This window comes from Mycobacterium sp. 236(2023), assembly GCF_029623955.1.
In the GTDB taxonomy this organism is placed as follows: Bacteria; Actinomycetota; Actinomycetes; order Mycobacteriales; family Mycobacteriaceae; genus Mycobacterium.
The window spans coordinates 270,500-291,501 of record NZ_JARSBP010000003.1 but is presented as its reverse complement, the minus strand read 5'-3'; the positions used below and the strand labels follow the sequence as shown (position 1 = coordinate 291,501).

21 protein-coding genes are annotated in these 21,002 nt (G+C 65.9%); 9 read left to right on the top strand and 12 right to left on the bottom strand.

What is annotated here, in order from left to right; translation table 11 throughout:
• Positions 1 to 7 precede the first annotated feature (7 nt).
• The 3 genes from P9A17_RS12500 to P9A17_RS12490 are packed head-to-tail and all read left to right on the top strand — an operon-like array spanning position 8 to position 3,254.
• On the top strand, positions 8 to 1,006 hold the full coding sequence (locus tag P9A17_RS12500) for an OB-fold nucleic acid binding domain-containing protein (protein ID WP_278038963.1): 999 nt from the start codon (positions 8 to 10) through the stop codon (positions 1,004 to 1,006).
• A 14-nt stretch (positions 1,007 to 1,020) separates the two neighbouring features.
• Positions 1,021 to 2,079 carry a thiolase domain-containing protein gene (locus P9A17_RS12495; RefSeq protein ID WP_278038962.1) on the top strand — a complete coding sequence of 353 codons (1,059 nt, stop codon included), beginning with the start codon at positions 1,021 to 1,023 and terminating at the stop codon, positions 2,077 to 2,079.
• The gene (locus P9A17_RS12490; RefSeq protein ID WP_278038961.1) at positions 2,079 to 3,254 is read left to right on the top strand and encodes a thiolase domain-containing protein; all 1,176 of its coding nucleotides are present in this window, start codon (positions 2,079 to 2,081) and stop codon (positions 3,252 to 3,254) included. The genes P9A17_RS12495 and P9A17_RS12490 overlap by 1 nt, the downstream gene beginning before the upstream one ends.
• Before the next feature lie 13 nt (positions 3,255 to 3,267).
• Here the strand turns inward: P9A17_RS12490 and P9A17_RS12485 are convergent, their stop codons facing one another.
• Positions 3,268 to 3,870: a TetR/AcrR family transcriptional regulator gene (locus P9A17_RS12485; protein WP_278038960.1), complete on the bottom strand. Its 603-nt coding sequence runs from the start codon at positions 3,868 to 3,870 to the stop codon at positions 3,268 to 3,270.
• A 4-nt stretch (positions 3,871 to 3,874) separates the two neighbouring features.
• Entirely contained in the window at positions 3,875 to 5,035 is a 1,161-nt protein-coding gene (locus tag P9A17_RS12480) for an MFS transporter (protein ID WP_278039831.1), read from the bottom strand.
• A 243-nt stretch (positions 5,036 to 5,278) separates the two neighbouring features.
• On the opposite strand from P9A17_RS12480, the gene P9A17_RS12475 reads away from it, so the two are divergent.
• Both P9A17_RS12475 and P9A17_RS12470 read left to right on the top strand, forming a co-directional pair.
• Entirely contained in the window at positions 5,279 to 6,466 is a 1,188-nt protein-coding gene (locus P9A17_RS12475; protein ID WP_278038959.1) for a Rieske 2Fe-2S domain-containing protein, read from the top strand.
• A gap of 1 nt (position 6,467) precedes the next feature.
• Positions 6,468 to 6,926, top strand: a complete 459-nt coding sequence (locus P9A17_RS12470; protein ID WP_278038958.1) for a hypothetical protein — start codon at positions 6,468 to 6,470, stop codon at positions 6,924 to 6,926.
• Positions 6,927 to 6,962: 36 nt separating this feature from the next.
• Here the strand turns inward: P9A17_RS12470 and P9A17_RS12465 are convergent, their stop codons facing one another.
• Genes P9A17_RS12465 through P9A17_RS12455 form a run of 3 tightly spaced genes read right to left on the bottom strand, consistent with a single transcriptional unit; the run spans position 6,963 to position 10,027 of the window.
• Entirely contained in the window at positions 6,963 to 8,105 is a 1,143-nt protein-coding gene (locus P9A17_RS12465; RefSeq protein ID WP_278038957.1) for a sulfotransferase, read from the bottom strand.
• Positions 8,105 to 8,896: an SDR family oxidoreductase gene (locus P9A17_RS12460; RefSeq protein ID WP_278038956.1), complete on the bottom strand. Its 792-nt coding sequence runs from the start codon at positions 8,894 to 8,896 to the stop codon at positions 8,105 to 8,107. Before P9A17_RS12460 ends, P9A17_RS12465 begins: the two co-directional genes overlap by 1 nt.
• 3 nt (positions 8,897 to 8,899) lie before the next feature.
• Positions 8,900 to 10,027, bottom strand: coding sequence for a hypothetical protein (locus P9A17_RS12455; protein WP_278038955.1), 1,128 nt, complete (start codon positions 10,025 to 10,027; stop codon positions 8,900 to 8,902).
• A gap of 89 nt (positions 10,028 to 10,116) precedes the next feature.
• Here P9A17_RS12455 and P9A17_RS12450 point away from each other — a divergent pair, with 89 nt between their 5' ends.
• Positions 10,117 to 11,022 carry a MarR family transcriptional regulator gene (locus P9A17_RS12450; protein ID WP_278039830.1) on the top strand — a complete coding sequence of 302 codons (906 nt, stop codon included), beginning with the start codon at positions 10,117 to 10,119 and terminating at the stop codon, positions 11,020 to 11,022.
• On the opposite strand, the gene P9A17_RS12445 is transcribed toward P9A17_RS12450, so the two are convergent.
• The 3 genes from P9A17_RS12445 to P9A17_RS12435 all read right to left on the bottom strand — a co-directional run bounded on the left by P9A17_RS12445 (position 11,015) and on the right by P9A17_RS12435 (position 14,246).
• Complete coding sequence (locus tag P9A17_RS12445) at positions 11,015 to 11,326, bottom strand: DUF3303 family protein (RefSeq protein ID WP_278038954.1); 312 nt, start codon at positions 11,324 to 11,326, stop codon at positions 11,015 to 11,017. The genes P9A17_RS12450 and P9A17_RS12445 overlap by 8 nt on opposite strands.
• Positions 11,327 to 11,509: 183 nt before the next feature.
• Positions 11,510 to 12,004 (bottom strand): heme-binding protein, encoded by a 495-nt coding sequence (locus P9A17_RS12440; protein WP_278038953.1) that lies wholly within the window; start codon positions 12,002 to 12,004, stop codon positions 11,510 to 11,512.
• Between the two features lie 154 nt (positions 12,005 to 12,158).
• Complete coding sequence (locus P9A17_RS12435; RefSeq protein WP_278038952.1) at positions 12,159 to 14,246, bottom strand: RecQ family ATP-dependent DNA helicase; 2,088 nt, start codon at positions 14,244 to 14,246, stop codon at positions 12,159 to 12,161.
• Between the two features lie 49 nt (positions 14,247 to 14,295).
• Here P9A17_RS12435 and P9A17_RS12430 point away from each other — a divergent pair, with 49 nt between their 5' ends.
• Positions 14,296 to 15,129, top strand: a complete 834-nt coding sequence (locus tag P9A17_RS12430) for an alpha/beta hydrolase (protein ID WP_278038951.1) — start codon at positions 14,296 to 14,298, stop codon at positions 15,127 to 15,129.
• On the opposite strand, the gene dmpG is transcribed toward P9A17_RS12430, so the two are convergent.
• The 3 genes from dmpG to P9A17_RS12415 are packed head-to-tail and all read right to left on the bottom strand — an operon-like array spanning position 15,101 to position 17,862.
• A complete protein-coding gene (dmpG, locus tag P9A17_RS12425; protein WP_278038950.1) occupies positions 15,101 to 16,150 on the bottom strand; it encodes a 4-hydroxy-2-oxovalerate aldolase in 1,050 nt (349 codons plus the stop codon). The two genes, P9A17_RS12430 and dmpG, sit on opposite strands and share 29 nt — an antisense overlap.
• Positions 16,147 to 17,067: an acetaldehyde dehydrogenase (acetylating) gene (locus P9A17_RS12420; RefSeq protein ID WP_278038949.1), complete on the bottom strand. Its 921-nt coding sequence runs from the start codon at positions 17,065 to 17,067 to the stop codon at positions 16,147 to 16,149. Before P9A17_RS12420 ends, dmpG begins: the two co-directional genes overlap by 4 nt.
• A 9-nt stretch (positions 17,068 to 17,076) precedes the next feature.
• Complete coding sequence (locus P9A17_RS12415) at positions 17,077 to 17,862, bottom strand: 2-keto-4-pentenoate hydratase (RefSeq protein ID WP_278038948.1); 786 nt, start codon at positions 17,860 to 17,862, stop codon at positions 17,077 to 17,079.
• Positions 17,863 to 17,935: 73 nt separating this feature from the next.
• Here P9A17_RS12415 and kstD point away from each other — a divergent pair, with 73 nt between their 5' ends.
• Positions 17,936 to 19,618: a 3-oxosteroid 1-dehydrogenase gene (gene kstD, locus P9A17_RS12410; protein ID WP_278038947.1), complete on the top strand. Its 1,683-nt coding sequence runs from the start codon at positions 17,936 to 17,938 to the stop codon at positions 19,616 to 19,618.
• 2 nt (positions 19,619 to 19,620) lie between these two features.
• Entirely contained in the window at positions 19,621 to 20,481 is an 861-nt protein-coding gene (locus P9A17_RS12405) for a MaoC family dehydratase (RefSeq protein WP_278038946.1), read from the top strand.
• A gap of 6 nt (positions 20,482 to 20,487) precedes the next feature.
• On the opposite strand, the gene P9A17_RS12400 is transcribed toward P9A17_RS12405, so the two are convergent.
• Positions 20,488 to 20,988 carry a hypothetical protein gene (locus tag P9A17_RS12400; protein ID WP_278038945.1) on the bottom strand — a complete coding sequence of 167 codons (501 nt, stop codon included), beginning with the start codon at positions 20,986 to 20,988 and terminating at the stop codon, positions 20,488 to 20,490.
• Positions 20,989 to 21,002 lie beyond the last annotated feature (14 nt).

Here is a 21,002-nt window from a genome sequence, read left to right as displayed (position 1 = left end):
CGATGCCGTGACCACCAGCCAAGGCAGCCCGGTGCAGATCGATCCCCATGAGGCGCCGCTTTCCGCTCCACTGAAGCTCGCATTCGACTACACCCGTTCAGTAGGACCGCTCCTCGGCGAGTTCTTCACTGCGCTGCGCGAGCGGCGCATCGTCGGGGTTCGCGGCTCGGACGGCAAGGTTCTCGTTCCGCCTGCCGAGTACGACCCCGTCACCTGGGAGCGATTGAGCGAGATCGTACCGGTGGCCAGTGTCGGCACGGTGCTGTCGTGGACATGGCAGCCCGAACCGCTGGAGGGGCAGCCGCTGGCGCGCCCGTTCGCGTGGGCCCTGATCCAACTCGACGGCGCGGACACCCCCCTGCTGCACGCCGTGGAAACAGGAGGCGCGGGTTCCGCAGGAATCACCACAGGCACCCGGGTGCACGCCCATTGGGTCGACGAGACCGTCGGCGCGATCACCGACATCGCGTACTTCGCGCTGGGCGACGAAGCCGAGGACGTTCCGCCACCCGCCGAGGGCCTCGACCCTGTGACGATGCTCGTCGTGCCGACCCAGATCGAGATCCAGCACACCGCATCGCTTCCCGAGAGCACATTCCTGCGCGCCCTGGAACAGGGCAAGCTGCTGGGCGCCCGCACCGGCACCGACGGCAAGGTGTACTTCCCGCCGAAGGAGGCCAACCCGGCCACCGGCCTGGAGCTCGACAACTACGTCGAACTGCCCGACAAGGGCACCGTGACGACGTTCGCGATCATCAACATTCCGTTCGCCGGGCAGCGCATCAAGCCGCCCTACGTCGCGGCCTACGTGCTGCTCGACGGTGCCGACATCCCGTTCCTGCATCTGGTCACCGAGATCGACCCGGCAGACGTGCGGATGGGTATGCGAGTGCAGGCCGTGTGGAAACCCAAGGAGGAGTGGGGCCTTGGCATCGACAACATCGACTACTTCCGGCCGACCGGCGAACCGGACGCCGACTACGACACCTACAAGCACCACCTGTAAAGGCTGACAAATCAATGACTGATGTCGCAGTAGTCGGGTTTGCGCACGCACCCCACGTCCGCCGCACCAACGGCACCACCAACGGCGTCGAGATGCTCATGCCGTGCTTCCACAAGCTGTACAGCGAGCTCGGCCTGAAGCAGACCGATCTCGGTTTCTGGTGCTCAGGCTCCTCCGATTACCTTGCCGGACGGGCATTCTCGTTCATCTCTGCCATCGACTCGATCGGCGCCGTGCCGCCGATCAACGAGTCACACGTCGAGATGGACGCCGCGTGGGCGCTGTATGAGGCCTATATCAAGATCCTCACCGGCGAGGTCGAGACGGCGCTCGTCTACGGGTTCGGCAAGTCGTCGGCCGGCACCCTGCGCCGCGTGCTGTCGCTGCAGACCGACCCGTACACCGTCGCGCCGCTGTGGCCCGACTCGGTGAGCATGGCCGGACTGCAGGCCCGCTTCGGACTCGACTCCGGTAAGTGGACCGCCGAGCAGATGGCCCAGGTTGCGCTTGATGCCGCGGCTGCGGCGCCGCGCGTGGATCGCCTGGACCCCGGCAGCAGCGTCGAGGCGCTGTTGAATCAGCCGTACTTCGCTGATCCGTTGCGCCGCCACGACATTGCGCCGATCACCGACGGCGCGTCAGCGATCGTTCTCGCCGCGGGAGACCGTGCCCGCGAGCTGCGGGAAAACCCGGCGTGGATCACCGGGATCGAGCACCGCATCGAGACCCCGGTCCTCGGTGCCCGCGACCTCACGACGTCGCCGTCCACCGCAGCCTCGGCGGCGGCCGCCACCGGTGGTGACGCGTCGTCGATCGAGATCGCCGAGATCTATGCACCGTTCAGCCATCAGCAGCTGATCCTCAAAGAGGCGATCGGCCTGCCGGACTCGACGAAGATCAATCCGTCCGGCGGCGCGCTGGCCGCCAACCCGATGTTTTCGGCGGGCCTCGAGCGGATTGGCTTCGCCGCACAGCACATCTTCGAAGGCAACGCGTCCCGTGTGCTTGCGCACGCGACGAGCGGGCCTGCGCTGCAACAAAATCTGGTCGCCGTCCTGGAAGGCAAGAACTGATGGCCAAGAAGCTTGCCGCGGTGCTGGGCACCGGGCAGACGAAGTACGTCGCCAAGCGTAAGGACGTCTCGATGAACGGCCTCGTCCGCGAGGCCATCGACCGGGCCCTTGAGGACGCCGGTGTCACGCTCGCCGACATCGACGCAGTCGTCGTCGGCAAGGCCCCGGACTTCTTCGAGGGCGTCATGATGCCCGAGCTGTTCATGGCCGACGCCACGGGCGCTACCGGTAAGCCGTTGATCCGTGTCCACACAGCCGGTTCGGTCGGTGGGTCGACGGCGATCGTCGCGGCCAGCCTGGTGCAGTCCGGCAAGTACCGCCGAGTGCTGACGATGGCGTGGGAGAAGCAGTCCGAGTCGAATGCCATGTGGGCGTTGAGCATTCCGGTGCCGTTCACCAAGCCTGTCGGTGCCGGCGCGGGCGGCTACTTCGCCCCGCACGTGCGTGCCTACATCCGCCGCTCGGGCGCGCCGAACCACATCGGCGCGATGGTGGCGGTGAAGGACCGGCTCAACGGCGCGAAGAATCCGTTGGCCCATCTGCATCAGCCCGACATCACGCTGGAGAAGGTGATGGAGTCCCCGATGCTGTGGGATCCCATCCGATACGACGAGACCTGCCCGTCGTCCGACGGCGCCGCCGCGCTGGTGATCGGTGACGAGGCTGCCGCCGATGCCCGTGTCGCCGAAGGACATCCGGTGGCATGGATCCATGCCACCGCACTGCGCACCGAACCGTTGGCCTATTCCGGCCGCGACCAGGTCAACCCCCAGGCGAGCCGCGATGCGGCCGCGGCGCTGTGGAAGGCGGCCGGCATCACCAGCCCGATCGACGAGATCGACGTGGCCGAGGTGTACGTGCCGTTCTCCTGGTATGAGCCGATGTGGTTGGAAAGCCTCGGTTTTGCACCCGAGGGCGAGGGCTGGAAGCTGACCGAGGCAGGCGAGACGGCCATCACGGGTCGCATCCCGTTCAACCCGTCGGGCGGCGTGCTGTCGTCGAACCCGATCGGCGCGTCAGGCATGATCCGGTTCGCCGAGTCGGCGATCCAGGTGATGGGCAAAGGCGGCGAGCACCAGGTTCAGGGCGCCCGCAAGGCTCTCGGCCACGCGTACGGCGGTGGCGCACAGTACTACTCGATGTGGGTGGTGGGGGCCGACAAGCCCGGAGCGTGACGGTTTCCCGACGCTAACGCAGGCAGCCCTGCCACACCGTCTGAACCAGATGGTCGATCGAAACGTCATCGAGGGTGGGCATTCCGAACATCAACCGGTAGTACGGAGGGGACACCAACGCGTCGACGGCGACCTCCACGTCGGTGTCGGCGGGCAGTTCGCCGTTGTCGACGGCATCGCGCACAATGGCGGCGATGGCGCCTCGACGCGGGGTGATCCACTGCTCGAACAGTGCCCGCTCGATCGCCGGATCAGACGCCGACGCCGCAATTACGTTGCGTAGCAACGGCCCAACTTCTGGATCGGCCAGGAATTCGAAGAGCGCCTTGACGTGATGGGTGATGGCGTCGACCGAGGTGCTCCCCGGGGGCCGCGTCACCGAGTTGCGCACCTTCTCGTATAGCCCCTCCAACACGATCGCGGCGGCGGACGGCCACCACTTGTAGATGGTCGTGCGGCTGACCTCGGCGCGTTTGGCGATGGCGTCGACGGACGCCGCTGCGGGTCCGCCGGCCAGTGCCAGTTCGGCGGCGGCGGCGAGGACCGCGTTGCGTACGGCTTCGCTGCGGGGACGCCCGCGGCGTGCGGCGGGTTCCTCTTCGGATGCAGCGGACACACCGTCAGCTTAGGGCTGGCACCCGCCGGTATCCCGTCACCGTGAAGACCAGGCAGCCGACGGCGAGAAGTGCCCCCGCTGTGAACATCACCGGATAACCCACCACCGGTGAGAGGAACGCCATCGCCGCCGGCACGCCGAACCCCAAGTAGCACAGGCTGTAGAAGACCGCGGTCAGCCCGGCGAGGTCATCGGGTCCGGCGATGCGCTGGATCTCGTGCAGGCCGGCCAGCAGCGCCATGCCGTAGCCGGCACCGAGCACGGCGGCAGATGGCAGGGCCACCCACACCGAGAGCGCGGCTGACGTCCACGCCGCCAGTGCCATGCCGAACACCAACAAGACCAGCGCGAGAACCACGCCCGCGCCGCGTCCCACCACGTGGCGACCGAAGTGCTGCACCGCGAACCCGACGCCGAGCGCCACCAGGCACATGAGCGCCGAGAACGCGATGGGCGCCGCGGTGACGCGGTCGGTCATAAGCGCGGGCAGCACGGCGTAGGCCGAGGCACCGGCGCCGAACACCCACGGAGCGACCGGGACGACGATGCGCAGGAAGCGCCGGTGCGCCGCGCTCGGGACCGCGAGGTCGATCCACCACGGGCCGGTCGATTCGGTGCGCAGACGGGTTTCCGGGGCAGCCACAAGGAGCACGGCGGCGACGATGGCCATCACGACGTTGACGGCGTACGGCACCATCGTGGGCGCCGGACCCCACTGCGCCAGCGTGCCCGCGACGGCAGCCCCGAGGCCGAAGCCCGCCGTCAGGCTCATCGCGGCGCGTCGGGCACCGGCGTCGCCGTCCTCCCAGGGCGGGCTCGACAGTTCTTTGATCCAGCTGCTGCCCACGGCCATCGCGAGGCCCAGCGCAAGTCCGCTGAACACCCTGCCGACCCCGAGTACGACGGCCGAGTCGGCGCCGAGCGCGAGGATCAGCGATCCCACGGCCGCGAGAACCGGCGCGGGCAACATCAGTGGACGGCGCCCGAAGCGATCGGAGAGCGGGCCACCGATCAGCAGCGCGGGAACGATGCCCAGCACGTAGGCGAACAGCAGGAGGTCCACGGTCAGCGCGCTGAAGCCTTCCTGCGCGCGGTACATGACGAGGAGCGGCGTGAACTCGTTGCCGCCCCACGCGATCGCGAAGGTCGCGGCGGCAACGGTCATCCACCGCTTGGCGCCATGACGCGCGATCTCGCCCGTCGTCGGTTGCGTCACCAGAGCCGTCACGACGCCTCCCTCCAATTAATGAACACTTTGTCCACTATATAAGGGCGCCGCAAGTGGGTATCCATGCCAGGAAGTGTCGAAGGCAACATTCTGCGCAGGTGACAGGCGATTGGATTGCCGGAAAGACGGCAAAACTGTAACGTGTTCTAGTTAGGAAGCCGAGAATTTGGGAGGCCCGAGGTGAGCGCGGAATCAAGCACGGCAACCGCCGGCATTCGTGAGATCGACACCGGCGCCCTGCCCGACCGATTCGCCCGGGGCTGGCACTGCCTCGGCCCGGTCAAAGACTTTCGCGACGGGAAGCCGCACGGCATCGAGATCTTCGACACGATGCTGGTCGTCTTCGCCGATTCGCAGGGCGAACTGAAGGTCCTGGACGGCTATTGCCGCCATATGGGCGGCAATCTCGCCCAGGGCGAGGTCAAGGGCGACGAGGTCGCCTGCCCGTTCCACGACTGGCGCTGGGGCGGCGACGGTAAGTGCAAGCTCGTGCCGTACGCCAAGCGCACCCCGCGGCTGGCACGCACACGGGCGTGGCATACCGATGTGCGCGGTGGTCTGCTGTTCGTCTGGAACGACCACGAGGGCAATCCGCCCCAGGAAGAAGTCCGCATCCCCGAGATCGCGGAGTGGTCCAGCGGCGAGTGGACCGACTGGAAGTGGAACTCGATGCTGATCGAGGGCTCCAATTGTCGCGAGATCATCGACAACGTCACCGACATGGCGCACTTCTTCTACATCCACTTCGGCCTTCCGACGTACTTCAAGAACGTCTTCGAGGGCCACATCGCCAGCCAGTACCTGCACAACGTGGGCCGCCCGGACATCAACGACATGGGCACCGCCTACGGTGATGCGTCGCTCGACTCCGAAGCGAGCTACTTCGGCCCGTCGTTCATGATCAACTGGCTGCACAACACGTACGGCGACTTTAAGGCCGAGTCGATCCTGATCAACTGCCACTACCCGGTGTCCCAGGATTCCTTCATGTTGCAGTGGGGCGTCATCGTCGAGAAGCCGAAAGGCTTGGACGACAAGACCACCGAGAAGCTGGCCGATGCCTTCACCGACGGCGTCAGCAAGGGCTTCCTGCAGGATGTCGAGATCTGGAAGCACAAGACCCGCATCGACAACCCGCTGCTGGTCGAGGAGGACGGCGCTGTCTACCAGATGCGCCGCTGGTACCAGCAGTTCTATGTCGACGTCGCCGACGTGACACCGGAGATGACCGACCGCTTCGAGATGGAGGTCGATACCACGATCGCCAACGAGAAGTGGCACGTCGAGGTCGAAGAGAATCTGAAGGCGCGTGAAGCCGAAAAGGCTGAGAAGGCGGAGTCTGAGAAAGCGGAGCAGGCGGCGACCTGACATGAGCGACGCGCCGGATGTGGATCGCCTCGCCAAGTCGATGCTCCTGCTTCACGGACACGACGAGGACGAGCACGACCACGGCCCACCTTCGGGTGGCGGCGGCAACGGATCCTGGCGCAAAGCACCGGATTTCGCCTCCGACCCGGACCGGGCTGCGGCCGTGCGGGAGGGCACCGACCGCGACCGCGAACGTTATCTGACTTCCGGGCTGGTGTCGGTCGACTGCCGCTTCTGCCACGTCGCGGTCCAGGTCAAGAAACTCGGGCCGACGCACACGTCGGTGCAGTGGAGCGCCGAGGCCACCAAACGCTGCGCGCATTTCACCGAAATCCGTGATGCCGGCGGCGATCCCGCGCGTTCGCGGTCGTGCCCGCGGCTCGCCGACAGCATCAGGCACGCCGTCGCCGAAGGCTGCCTCGAGGAGTACTCGAGCGCACCGTCGCCGGGCGACGGTTGAGCCAACCGCCGTCTACAGACCACGACGGCGAGCCGTCTATAGACCCTTGAAGCGTTCCTTCACTTCCTCGTCGGTCAGACCGTAGTCCGCCAGCGAGTAGGTGTGCTTCGGGGCGCGGGGACCCTTCTTGCTCTCTTCGTGGGTGTTCACCACGGACTCCCTTGCCGCGTCGGTGAACTCGATATCGAAGGCGCGGTAGATGTCCTCGACCGCCCCCACCGGATCCTTGATGAGCTTGAAGTAGTCGAGATCGTAGAACTGGGCCGGATCGCGTTTGGCGCGCTCGGCGTTGAACAGTTCCAGACCCCGCGACCAGGTCTCCATCGAATCAGCGCCGATGACGTCACCGGTGAAGGTGTTCGACCACCCCTCGGTGGTGTGCTGGGCCAACGAGCACATCGACGCCATGATCGTCTCGGCAGGCCGATGGCACTGCACGACGAGCGCATCCGGGTAGACGGCCAACAAAGCATCGAGCGCGAACAGGTGGCTGGGATTCTTGAGCACCCAACGCTTCTCGGCATCGTTGAGGCCGATGAGCTGCAGGTTGCGGCGGTGCCGCTGATAGGACTTCGTCCAGTCCTGACGCGCGAGCCACTGTGAGTACGTCGGCACGTGCGCCAGCGTCTCGTACGACACCGAGTGCAGTGACTGGCGAAGGAGTTGCCAGCACTCTTCGACCTCGTCGGCGGTCATGAAGTGCAGTCCGGTGTAGTCCGGGTTCTCTTCGTGCGCTTTGGTGAACTGCGCGTCGAGTTGCTGGAAAACCGGGTTCTGCGACCAGGTTTCGCGGGGCGGCCGGGGCTGCGGGAACTCGGCCAGCCACAGTTCCAGTCCTTGGTGCCTGGGGTCGTTGGCCAGCAGTCGGTGCACCGCCGTCGTACCGGTGCGGGGCAGCCCGGTGACGAAGATCGGCCGCTCGATCGGCACGTCGGCATGCTCCGGGTACTGCTTGAACGCCGCTTCGGAGACGAGGCGTGCGACGAGCGCGTTGCGGACGAAGAACCGCTGCATCTTGCTGCCGAACTCGGTGAGGTCGGCGTCGCGCTGGAACGACTCGAGCAGGACGGCGAGCGCCTCGCGGTAGTTGTCGTCGCCGGAGCCGAAATCGTCGAGGCCGCAGGCCTTGACGGCTGATGCGTGCAGGTCCTCGACGGTGCCTACATCGGTTCTGCCCATTACGCCTTGTACTCCCCGCAATTCACATCGAGTGCCTGCCCGGTGATGCCGCTGGACAGGTCGCTGGCCATGAACAGGATCGCCGAGGCGACCTCGTCCTCGGTGGGCAGCCGCTTGAGGTCGGAGCCCGCCGCCGCGGCGTTGTAGATGTCGTCGACGCTGGTGCCGTACTTGCCGGCCTGGTGTTCGAAGTAGCTCTGCAGCGTGCCGCCCCAGATATAGCCGGGGAGTATCGAATTCACCCTGATGCCCTGGTCGCCCAGCTCGGTGGCCAGGGTCTGCGACATCGCCAGCAGCGCCGACTTCGCCATCTTGTACGCGCCGTACTTTGCTTGCGAATGACGCACCACCATCGAGTTCACATTGACGACAGAGCCTTTCGACTCGGCCAGGGCGGGGGTGAACCCCTGGACCATGCGCAGCGCACCGAACACCGTCAGCTCGATCGCGTCGCGCATGTGCTCGAACGTGGTGTTGGCGAAAGGCTTCATCGACGGGACCCGGAATGCGTTGTTGATCAGCACGTCCACTTTCCCGTACGCCTTCAGCGACTCGGCCACGAGGTTCTCGACCTGCGCCTCGTCGGTGATGTCGGTGCCCACCGACACCGCACGCCTACCCAGATCGGTGATCTGCTTGGCGACGTCGTCCAGTCGTTCCACCGTGCGCGCCGCCAGCACCAGGTCGGCGCCGGCTTCGGCGCAGCGCCGGGCGAGCGTGGTGCCCAGCGCCGGTCCGACGCCGCTGATGACGACAACTTTCCCGTCCAGAAGTCCTGCGGAACCCGCCATGACCTAACCCACCATTCTTTCGCCGATCTGCTTCTGGCGCAGTGCAATACGCGCGCGCCAGTCCTCTGCGGTGATCTTGTTCGTGTCGTAGTACGGCAACGCCGCGCTCACCTTGTCGGCGTCAACCAACTCCACCGTGGGACCGTCGGCCGCCGTCAGTTCCCGCGACACCCGCTGCCAGCGGAACTGCAGGAACCCCTTGCGGTGCCCGAGCGTCTCGACCCAGTTGGTCACGCCGGGGTTGCGGTCGGACACGACGATCCGAATCTTGCCATCCGGATCCGCTTGCGCCTGAGTGCCATTCAGTGACGTCTGGTGATTGATGTAGTCGAGGGAGATGTACCAGAGGCTTCCCAGCTGGAATCCGAGATAGGGCGCGTCGGTGACGGGCAGCGTGATGACCAGCGCCTGATCCTCGGCGAGATCGAATTGCCCGGCCGACGAGTACTGCGTCGCAAGGCCTCCGGGGGTGAGTCGGGGCGAGACCATCTCGTTGGGCGCGGTGTCGTTGTAGAACCACTGCGGAAACTGCAACCACGTCTTCACCCGCTGAACGAGTTGCTTGCCCGCGACGGCGTAGCGCTTCTCGATGAGTTCCCTGGTCAGCGGCGGCGGCGCCGTACCTTCGGTGTCGGTGCGCGCGATGGCAAACGTGCCCCGTTGGGCGGACCAGTCGTTGTAGACCTCGCGGATCACCAGCTGCGACGGCGTATCGGGAGTGAAGCGCCATTCGAAGGTGCCGTCGGCGGCGATGTCGAGGCGGCGGTCGTCGAAAGCCGTCTCACTGTCGGGCACGACCTCGTCGGTGTACTCACCACCGAGCAGCTGGAAGCTGACGTCGGTGGTGGTGCCCCGCGTGCCGGTGACAACGTATTCGTGACCGGGTTGCACCCGGGTGCCGAAGTACATCGTGTCGGGGTTGTCGAGGCCCATCTTCGTGAAGGGACCCGTACCGCTGTGCAGGAACGGATGGTCGCGGTCGTAGTCGAAGGCAACGTGCGTGCACGCGGCGATGCACCCGGCCAGGTACTGCAATCCTTCGAGAAGATCGGCTTCGGATTCGATGAACGGGGCGGCCGCGACCAGATTCTCGGCCTCGGCGATGGCATCGGCCAGCGGCTTCGCAAACACAGCGACAAAACTAGAACGTGTTCTATCGAGAGTCAATATATCGACCGGACCGTTTCATATTTGGAACGGTGTACGGCTATATTGCATCCATGGTGACGCCGATCCAGCCCACGCGCGCCTCGCCGCCCACCGACCGGGTGGTCCGGATTCTGGACTTTCTGGCCGGCCACCCGACCGAGCGGTTCGGGGTGTCCGAGTTGGCGCGGCGGATCGGGCTGAGCAAGCCGACGTGCCTCGGCATCGTCACCTCGCTCGCCGACGCCGGATATCTGGTGCGCGACCCGGCCGACAAGACCTACCGGCTCGGCCCATCGCTGATCACGCTCGGGCACAAGGCTCAGGAGTCGCTGCGCGTCAGCCCGGCCGCGCGGGAACAGTTGCGCCGGCTGTCCGCGCGCTTCGGCGCCACCGCGGCACTGTCGGCGGTGGTCGACGACCGCATCACGCTGCTGGACCTGGTCGCCCCGACGGGTGCGCGCCCCGGGGTCGAAATCGGCCAGAGCTATCCGTTCGCTCCTCCGGTCGGTCTGATGTTCGTGCTGTGGGACGACGAAGCCGAGCGCGATTGGCTGGCGATGCAGCCCACACTTCCATTGCGCACCGATGTGACGCGACTGAACCGTGTGATCAATCGCTGCCGCGCAGACGGCTACCTGGTGGAACGTCTGACCCCGGGTGGGCGGCGGCTGTACTCACTGATGGCGGGCATGCCGACGAATCTCCCCGACGAATTACGGGCATTGCTGGGCGAACTGGTCTCCGATATCGGCGAGCGCGTGTATCTGCGCGACGAAAGCACCAATCGCAAACGTGTCGACATCAGCGTGATCTCGGCGCCGGTGTACGACCATTACCAGCGTCAGGTGATGGTCGCGTCCATGCACATCGGAAAGTCGTTGACAGACAACGAGATTACCGAGCGATCCCGTGCAGTGGTACAGACCGCCGACGCGGTGACGACCCAGTTGGGCGGCGCGAAACGCTCGTTCAGCTGATCGCCGCGCGGAAGTCCACGCCCTGCTGCAAGGCGTGTGCCGACTGGTCGATGTCGACGACGGGGAAGATCTGGTATTCGGCGATAAATCCGAATTTGCTTGTGGTGTCCGATAAATCGGCCGGATTGTCGGTCTCGACCACTGCGAATCCTCCGCCACCGTCGAGACGGCCGACGAACTGGTGGTAGGCGGCAGACGACGGCGGCGCCCACTTCGCGAACACTTCGAGACCCCGTCGCACTGACTCTTCATTCTCGGCAGCAGAACCGCCGAAGCGGTAGGTCCAAGACACGAGATACTTCATTGTCGCCCTCCCCTGAAGCTGAACGCCGGCCGGTCCGGCTCCGTCATCTTCGCGCTGCGAAACCGCGGTCGTTAGGGTAGGTCGATACCTCATTTCGCGAACTACTTTCAGGCACAAAGACGCTCGCCGCGCCTGTGCGGGGGTGCACAGACACGGCGAGTGTCGTCAAACTGAGGTGCTGCCTCAGGCCATGGGCATACCGGACGAATCCGGTGTCATACCGGGTGCCATCGGCGGGGCGATGACCTCCGGAGCCTGCCGTGAAGTCGGCGTCTCCGCCGAGCCCGCGCTCCAGACAGCCTGCGCAACCGGGGTTGGCTCAACCTTCAGGCCACATTGAGCCTCCAACGCGCTAGCCGGCTGATGGACCGCCATGAGCTGGTCCTCGATCTGCGGGTTCTGCTGGAAGAACGCGGCATAGGCGCTCTGTGCCTCAGGCTGCGGCTGCGCCGAGATGTCGGTCAGCGCATCGTTGATCTGTGGGTTCGCGGCAAGGTAGGCGCCCTCGGAGGCAGCCACATTGCTCACCGTTCCGGCGATGTTGCTCGCCGAGCACGCGGGATCGGCTGGTTGTGCGCTCGCCACGGGCGACACGATCGCCGCGGCACCGAAGGCGAACAGGCCACCGGCGAACATGCCGAAGAGCCCGCGGCGCACAGTCGTCACGGTTGCCAGCATTTGAGAGATCACTCCTTGAGATTTGCGATCACGGTCCCCCAAGGCCTAACCGGTCGGCGGAACGGCCAAACATTCCGGCGTCTCGAACAGCTCCCTGTCGTGCGGCATCACCGCAGGTCATAGGCGCAAGACTGGCGGACGAAACTGATCGCGGCTAGGAGGTGCCCGCCAGAGCGAGCGGCAGCACATCCGCCACTCCCGCACTGCGCAGCACCCGCGCCGCCATCGTCAGCGTCCACCCGGTGTCGGCCATGTCGTCGACCAGCAGGACCGGTCCACCGGCGGACTCCGCCACGGCGGGATCCGGTTCCTCGAACGACCGGTGCAGCGCGGCGACGCGGTAAGCGGAATTGGCGGCGGTCACCGGTCGCCGATCCGGCGCGTACCGCAGAACACCGAGATCGGTCAGCCGACCCAACTCGGCCAGCCTGCGCGCCAGTGACGAGATCAGCTGCGGATGCGAGTCCGAGTCCATCGCGATGACAGCGGTAGGTCTAGTTTCCCAATTCCAGGACGCGAGTACCTTGACCGCGGCCTGTACGACGTCATCGGAGACCTCGGCGTCCTCGGCTTCCAGCAGTGCGCGCAACCGTGCTCCCCAACCCAGGTCCGTGAGCCTGCCGATGACCCGTCCGGGTGCCGGGCCGTCACTGATCTTCCCGCTGAGGTCGATGCCGAGTTTCCCGAGGCCGGTCGGCCACTGCTTGCGCGGTGCGAGCAGAACGCCCGGCCGCATGAGCCGATTCCGGGAATCCTCGGCAACGGCGATGTCGACATCCGCGGAATATGTTGCCCCCGTGCAGTTGTCACACCGACCACATCGCTCGCCGGCGGAGAGTTCGGGGTCGTCGAGCTGACCGCGCAGGAAGGCCATCCGGCAATCGGTGGTGGATTGATAGTCCAGCATCGCCTGCTGCTCACGCTTTCTGGCCTCGTCGAGGGTGCGGTACCGGGGCTCGTCATAGCTCCACGGTTGTCCGGTCGCGATCCAGCCGCCCTTCACACGCCGCACCGCCCCGTCGACGTCGAGTACCTTCAGGACCATCTCGAGCCGGGACCGGTTGAGGTCGACCAGAGGTTCGAGGGCGGCCGTCGACTGCGGCCGTTCGGCTTCCAGCGCCTGAATCACGGTGCGCACCATGGACTCTGAGGGAAACGCCACCGAGGCGAAGTACCGCCACACGTCCTGGTCCTCATGTCCGGGAAGCAGGACCACCTCGGCACTGTCGGTGGAGCGGCCCGCGCGGCCGACCTGCTGGTAGTAGGCGATCGGCGAGGACGGTGCCCCGAGGTGCACGACGAAACCCAGATCGGGTTTGTCGAACCCCATGCCCAACGCAGAGGTCGCGATGAGCGCCTTGACCCGGTTGGCGAGCAGATCGGCTTCGAGTTGCTCACGTTCGGAGGCTTCGGTGGCGCCGGTGTAGGCGGCGACCTTGTGCCCCTGTTCGGCCAGCAGGGCCGCCACGTCGTTGGCCTGGGCAACGGTCAGCGTGTAGACGATCCCCGAGCCGGGAAGCGAATCGATATGAGAGACAAGCCAAGCGGCACGTTGGGCCGGATTGCCGGCCTTCACCACCGAGAGCCGAAGCGATTCGCGGTCCAATCCGCCGCGCAGGACAAGGGTGTCCGTACCGCCGACCCCGAGCTGCGCCGCGACGTCGGCGACCACCCTGTCGTTGGCGGTCGCGGTGGTGGCCAGCACCGGTATGCCGGTGCCGAGGTCGGCGAGCAGCGTGCGGATGCGCCGGTAGTCCGGCCGGAAATCGTGGCCCCAGTCCGAGACACAGTGCGCCTCGTCGACGACGACGAGGCCCGCGTCGTTCGCGAGCGCGGGCAGCACCTCGTCGCGAAAGTCCGGATTGTTCAACCGTTCCGGGCTGACGAGCAGCACATCGAGATCTCCGCGCCTGACCTTCTCGTGGACCTCCGACCAGTCCGCCATGTTGCTCGAGTTGATTGTGGCGGCATGCACGCCGGCCTTCTCGGCGGCCGCCACCTGGTTGCGCATCAACGCGAGCAGCGGCGACACGATGACCGTCGGTCCGTGGCCCGCTGCGCGCAGCAGCTTGGCCGAGATGAAGTAGACGGCCGACTTGCCCCAGCCGGTGCGCTGGACCACCAGTGCCCGGCGCCGCTGCACGACCAGCGCTTCGATGGCCGTCCACTGGTCGTCGCGCAAGGTGGCGTCGGGCCCCGCGAGTTGTTCGAGGATCGCCTGGGCATCGGCTCGGGTCGACATCACCCCAGCATGCCCTGCGCGTCCGACACCGAGCGTGTTAGGTGAGGGGGTGATCGACCCCGACAAGCGCGAATTCACGCTGCCCGACGGCGCCCGAATGGCCTATCTGGACAAGGGCAGCGGCCCGGTGGTGCTTCTGGTGCACGGCGTGTGCATGACGAGTGCGTTCTTCACACGCAACGTGGAAGCGCTGTCGCGCCACCATCGGGTCGTCGCGGTCGATCTGCGGTCGCACGGCGACTCGCCCACCTCGCCGACGGGCAACACCGTCGCGCAGTACGCCCGCGATCTGCACGACCTGATGCTCGGGCTCGACCTGCACGACGTCACCGGTGTGGGGTGGTCGATGGGCTCGTTCGTCTGGTGGGACCACCTGCGCCAGTTCGGCACGGACCGGTTGAGCCGGCTGGCGGTCGTGTCTCAGGGGCCCGCCGACCTGACACGTCCGGACTGGCCGTACGGCATCGCCGACCCGGACGTACTCGGTGAGTACGTCGACGCGATGCAGTCCGATTTCTCCGGGTTCTTCGGCGAGTTCGTCCCCGAGATGTTCAAGGATCCGGTTCCCGACGAGGACGCCGCGCTGCTGCTGGCAGAGATCACCAAGATGGAGCCGAATCCGGGCACCGTGATCCTCGCCGACCAGACGCTGCGCGACTACCGCGGATTCCTGCAGGGTTCCGGCGTACCGCATCTGCTCGTCTGGGGTGCCGACGAGAAGGTGGTCAAGCTGGCGTCCGCGGAGTGGCTCAGCGGAGCCCTTGCCGACGCCGAACTCCACGTATTCGACGACAGCGGCCACTGTCCGATGTGGGAGGAGCCCGACCGCTTCAACGAGCTGCTGGCCGGCTGGATCAGCCGGCAGCTTCCATCTCGCGCTTGATCTCCAGCGCGATGTCGATGAGTTGGTCTTCTTGGCCGCCGATGAGCTTGCGCTGGCCGGCGCGGTGCAGCAGCTTGTGGGCGGGCACGCCGTAGCGTTCGGACTGGCGGATGGCGTGCTTGAGGAAGCTCGAGTAGACGCCCGAGTAGCCCATGATCAGGGCGTTGCGATCGAGCAGGCACTCGGCCGGCATCGCGGGCGCGACGACCTCTTCGGCGGCGTCGGCGATGTCGAAGAAGTCGATGCCGGTCTTGACACCGATCTTGTCGAAGACGCCGATGAGCGCTTCGACCGGAGCGTTGCCCGCACCCGCACCGAACCGCCGGCAGCTACCGTCGATCTGCTTGGCGCCGGCGCGGACCGCCTCGATGCTGTTGGCGACACCGAGCCCGAGGTTCTCATGACCGTGGAAACCGACCTGCGCGTCGTCACCCAATTCGGCGACCAACGCTGACACGCGATCGGCCACACCTTCGAGGACCAGCGCACCCGCGGAGTCGACGACGTAGACGCACTGGCATCCGGCGTCGGCCATGATGCGCGCCTGTTTGGCGAGCTTGTCCGGGGAGATGGTGTGGCTCATCATCAGGAAGCCCACGGTCTCCAGCCCGAGTTCACGCGCGAGCCCGAAGTGCTGGATCGAGACGTCGGCCTCGGTGCAGTGCGTGGCGATGCGGCAGATGGAGCCGCCGTTGTTCTGGGCTTCCTTGATGTCTTCTTTGGTGCCCACGCCGGGCAGCATCAGGAAGGCGATCTTGGACTCTTTGGCCGTCTCGGCGGCGAGCTTGATCAGCTCCTGCTCGGGCGTCTTGGAGAAGCCGTAGTTGAAGCTCGACCCGCCCAGTCCGTCGCCGTGGGTGACCTCGATGACCGGAACCCCGGCCTCATCCAGCGCGGCGACGATCGAACCGACCTCGTCTTTGGTGAACTGATGCCGCTTGTGATGACTCCCGTCGCGCAACGACGTGTCCGTCATCCGGACGTCCCAGATCGGGTTGAAGTAGATCTCTTCGGTGCTCATGCCTGGCCTCCTGCTGCCGTCGCCGACACACGTTCCTTGGCGATCTCTTCGCCGACCTTGGTGGCCGCGGCGGTCATGATGTCCAGATTTCCCGCATACGGCGGCAGGTAGTCACCGGCACCCTCCACTTCGACGAACGTCGTGACGACGTGGTTGCCGCCATTGACGATCGAGGGCTCGTCGAACTGCGGCTCGTTGAGCAACCGATAGCCGGGGACGTACGTCTGCACCTCGGCGACGACATCCTTGATCGACTGCGTGATCGCGGCGTGGTCGGCATCGGGGGGAATCGCGCAGAAGATGGTGTCGCGCATGATCATTGGCGGCTCAGCCGGGTTCAGAATGATGATCGCCTTGCCCCGCGCGGCGCCACCGATGTTCTGCACACCCGCGCTGGTCGTCTTCGTGAACTCGTCGATGTTGGCGCGCGTGCCCGGACCCGCCGATGCCGACGACACCGACGCGACGATCTCGGCATAGGGCACATCCACCACACGGGACACGGCATAGACCATCGGGATCGTCGCCTGGCCACCGCAGGTCACCATGTTCACGTTCGGCGCATCAAGGTGCGCGCGCAGGTTCGCCGGCGGGATCACCCCGGGCCCGACCGCGGCAGGGGTCAGGTCGATCGCCCGGATGCCCGCCTCTTCGTAGCGCGGCGCGGCGTCGCGGTGCACGTAGGCGCTCGTGGCCTCGAACACCATGTCGGGCTTCTCATCGAGCCCCAGCAGCCAGTCCACACCTTCGTGCGACGTTTCCAGGCCCAACTTGCGAGCGCGGGCCAGCCCTTCGCTCTCGGGGTCGATACCGATCATCCAGCGCGGCTCAAGCCATTCCGAGCGCAACAACTTATAGAGCAGATCGGTGCTGATGTTCCCCGACCCGACGATCGCTACGGACAATTTGTCAGCCATGCACGGCTCCTATTCGAAATCCAGTCGTACTGAACCTAACCCGGCGAAGTCGGCGACGAAATGGCTGCCCGGAGGTGCATCTATCGCACGGGTACACGACCCCGGCAGCACGATGTCGCCGGCCTTGAGCCGGACGCCGAAACTCTCGACTTTGCGGGCCAGCCACGCGACCGCGGTGACCGGGTTTCCCAGCACCGCATCGCTGCGGCCCTCGGCAACGACCTCACCGTTGTTGGTGAGCACCGCGTCGATGTTCTTGATGTCGATGTCTTTCGGCGACACGCGAGCCTCGCCCAGCACCCAGCCCGCCGACGATGCGTTGTCGGCAATCGTGTCGCACAACTTGATCTGCCAGTTGGTGATGCGGGTGTCGATGAGTTCGATCGCCGGGGCGAAGGCCGCGGTCGCGGCCAGCACGTCGTCCTCGGTGCACCCGGCACCGGGCAGATCGTCGGACAGGATGAAGCCGACCTCGACCTCGACGCGCGGATACAGGAACCGACCCGATGTCACCGGTTGATCCTCGAAGACCTGCATCTCCTCCAGCAGGTGCCCGTAATCAGGCTCGTCGACGTTCATCATCTTCTGCATGGCTTCCGACGACAGACCCACCTTGTGCCCGATCACCCGGGCGCCCTCAGCGACGCGCTGACGGATGTTGATCAGCTGAATCTCGTAGGCATCGACCACGTCGATATCGGGATGCGCATCGGTCAGCGGTGAGATCGGTACGCGGCTTCGTTCGGCCTGCGCGAGGTCGGCGGCCAGCTTGTCACGCACCTGCGCGGACAACATTTCGTGAATTCCCCTAAGTGTCGTCGACCGGCACAGTTGTTAGTCGGCCGGGCAATTCTATAACGTGTTCTACATGACGGAGCAGGAGTATGACGTCGTCGTGGTGGGCAGCGGCGCCGCCGGCATGGTTGCCGCCCTCACTGCGGCCCACCAGGGCCTCTCGACAGTAGTCGTTGAGAAGGCCCCGCACTATGGCGGTTCCACGGCACGTTCGGGCGGTGGCGTGTGGATTCCGAACAACGAGGTCCTCAAGCGGGACGGCGTCTCCGATACCGCGGAGGCAGCCCGCACCTACCTGCACACCATCGTCGGCGACGTGGTGCCCGCGGAGAAGATCGACACCTACCTGCAGCGCGGCCCCGAGATGTTGTCCTTCGTGCTGAAGAACTCCCCGCTCAAGTTGTGCTGGGTGCCGAACTATTCGGATTACTACCCGGAGACGGCGGGCGGCAAGGCCACCGGACGTTCTGTGGAGCCGAAGCCGTTCAACGCGCGCAAGCTCGGCCCCGACGAGAAGGGCCTGGAGCCGCCGTACGGCAAGGTGCCGCTGAACATGGTGGTGATGCAGCAGGATTACGTGCGGCTCAACCAGCTCAAGCGGCACCCGCGCGGACTGCTGCGCAGCGTCAAGGTCGGGGTGCGCTCGGTCTGGGCGAATGCGACCCGAAAGAACTTGGTGGGCATGGGCCGTGCCCTGATCGCCCCGCTGCGCATCGGCCTGCAGAAGGCCGGTGTGCCGGTGATGCTGAACACCGCGCTGACCGACCTGTACGTCGAGGACGGCGTGGTCAAGGGCATCTACGTTCGTGATACGACAGGGCCGGAAAGCGCTGAGCCACGGCTGATCCGGGCGCGCCGCGGCGTCATTCTCGGCAGCGGCGGCTTCGAACACAACGAGCAGATGCGGGTGAAGTACCAGCGCGCTCCGATCACCACGGAGTGGACGGTCGGCGCCGTCGCCAACACCGGCGACGGGATTCTTGCCGCCGAAAAGCTCGGTGCCGCATTGGATGTCATGGAGGACGCGTGGTGGGGCCCGACAGTCCCGCTGGTCGACGCCCCGTGGTTCGCGTTGTCGGAGCGTAACTCCCCCGGTTCGATCATCGTGAACATGGCGGGCAAGCGATTCATGAACGAGTCGATGCCCTATGTCGAGGCGTGCCACCACATGTACGGCGGCCAGTTCGGCCAGGGTCCGGGCCCCGGCGAGAACATTCCCGCCTGGCTGGTCTTCGACCAGCAGTATCGCGATCGCTACATCTTCGCGGGTCTGCAACCAGGACAACGTATTCCGAAGAAGTGGATGGAGTCCGGCGTCATCGTCAAGGCCGACACCCTCGACGAGTTGGCGCAGAAGACCGGCCTGCCCGCAGACGCATTCAAGGCGACGGTCGAGCGGTTCAACGGCTTCGCCCGGTCCGGCGTGGACGCGGATTTCAAGCGGGGCGAAAGCGCCTACGACCGCTACTACGGCGACCCCACCAACAAGCCGAATCCGAACCTCGGCGAGATCGTCAACGGTCCGTTCTATGCGGCCAAGATGGTGCCGGGCGATCTCGGCACCAAGGGCGGAATCGTTACCGACGTGCAGGGTCGCGCGCTGCGCGACGACGGCTCGATCATCGAAGGTCTCTACGCTGCCGGTAACGTCAGCGCACCGGTGATGGGGCACACCTACCCTGGACCCGGCGGAACCATCGGCCCCGCGATGACATTCGGCTACCTCGCCGCGCTCCATCTGGCAGGGAAGGACTAAGCGTGCCCATCAACCTCGACGAGGCAATCGGCGCAGAACTGCCTCCGGCCGAATTCTCATGGAGCAGTAGCGATATCCAGCTATACCACCTGGGACTCGGCGCCGGCGGCGACCCGATGGACAAGCGTGAACTGCGGTATCTGCTCGACGAAACCCCGCAGGTATTACCGACTTTCGGCAACGTGGCGCAAAGCTTCCACATGACCGACCCGCCGGCCGTGAAGTTCCCCGGTATCGACATCGAGCTGAGCAAGGTGCTGCACGCCAGCGAGGCTGTCACCGTTCCCGGCCCCATCCCCGCGTCGGGCACCGGCATCGCCGTCACCCGGTTCACCGAGATCTGGGACAAGGGCAAGGCGGCCGTCATCTGGTCCGAGACTGAAGTCAAAGACCCCGACGGCACGTTGTTGTGGACGCAGAAGCGTTCGATCTTCGCGCGGGGCGAGGGTGGCTTCGGCGGAGACCGGGGTCCCTCGACGTCATCGGCTGCTCCGGAGCGCGAGCCGGACTTCGTCCTGAGCGTTCCGACGTCGCCGCAGCAGGCGCTGCTCTACCGCATGTGTGGAGATCGCAACCCGCTGCATTCCGACCCGGATTTCGCTTCTGCCGCGGGCTTTCCCCGCCCGATCCTGCACGGGCTGTGCACGTACGGCATGACCTGCAAAGCTCTGGTGGACAACCTGCTCGACGGCGACGTCAGCGCGCTCAAGTCCTACGGCGCGCGGATGGCCGGTGTCGTGTTCCCCGGCGAGACGCTGCAAGTCAGTGTCTGGAAGGGCGACAACTCTTACACCGCAACGGTGACCGCCCCCGAACGGGACAACGCCGTCGCGCTGGCCGGGGTGGAGTTCACCCCGGCCTGACACCGGCTACTTGCAGAGCTCGGTGATCTTGTTGGACGTCGCCTGCGCATCGTTCATCCGGTTGACCTGACTGGGGTCGTCACCCGGCGCACCGGCAAGTTGGCCCATTCCGATGAACTCCAGGTTGTTCGCAAAGGACCGGACCGCGTCGGCCAGCTCCGTCGGCACATCGCCTTCGAGTCGGGACAGCAGGAACTGACCGCCACCGAGCGTCGCGAGGCGCGCGTTGGCCGCGACCACCTGGGTGGCCACCGGATCGGGCCCGAGGTTCGCATTCGTCTGCAGAGAGACCGCGTTGCGCACCAGCGAGAAGGCGGAGCAGACATCGGCCTTGGGATCGCCGGACTGACCGGCGGCGGCCGAGGTGTCATCCGACGACGACGTATCTTCGCCGCCCGAGGGCGAACTCACGAAGGACCACACCGAGATGGCCAGGGCTGCCACTGCGATGACCAGTGCTGCGATGACGAGTGGGTTTGAACGGCTGGAAGCTGCGGAATCCGACACGCCGCGATCATACC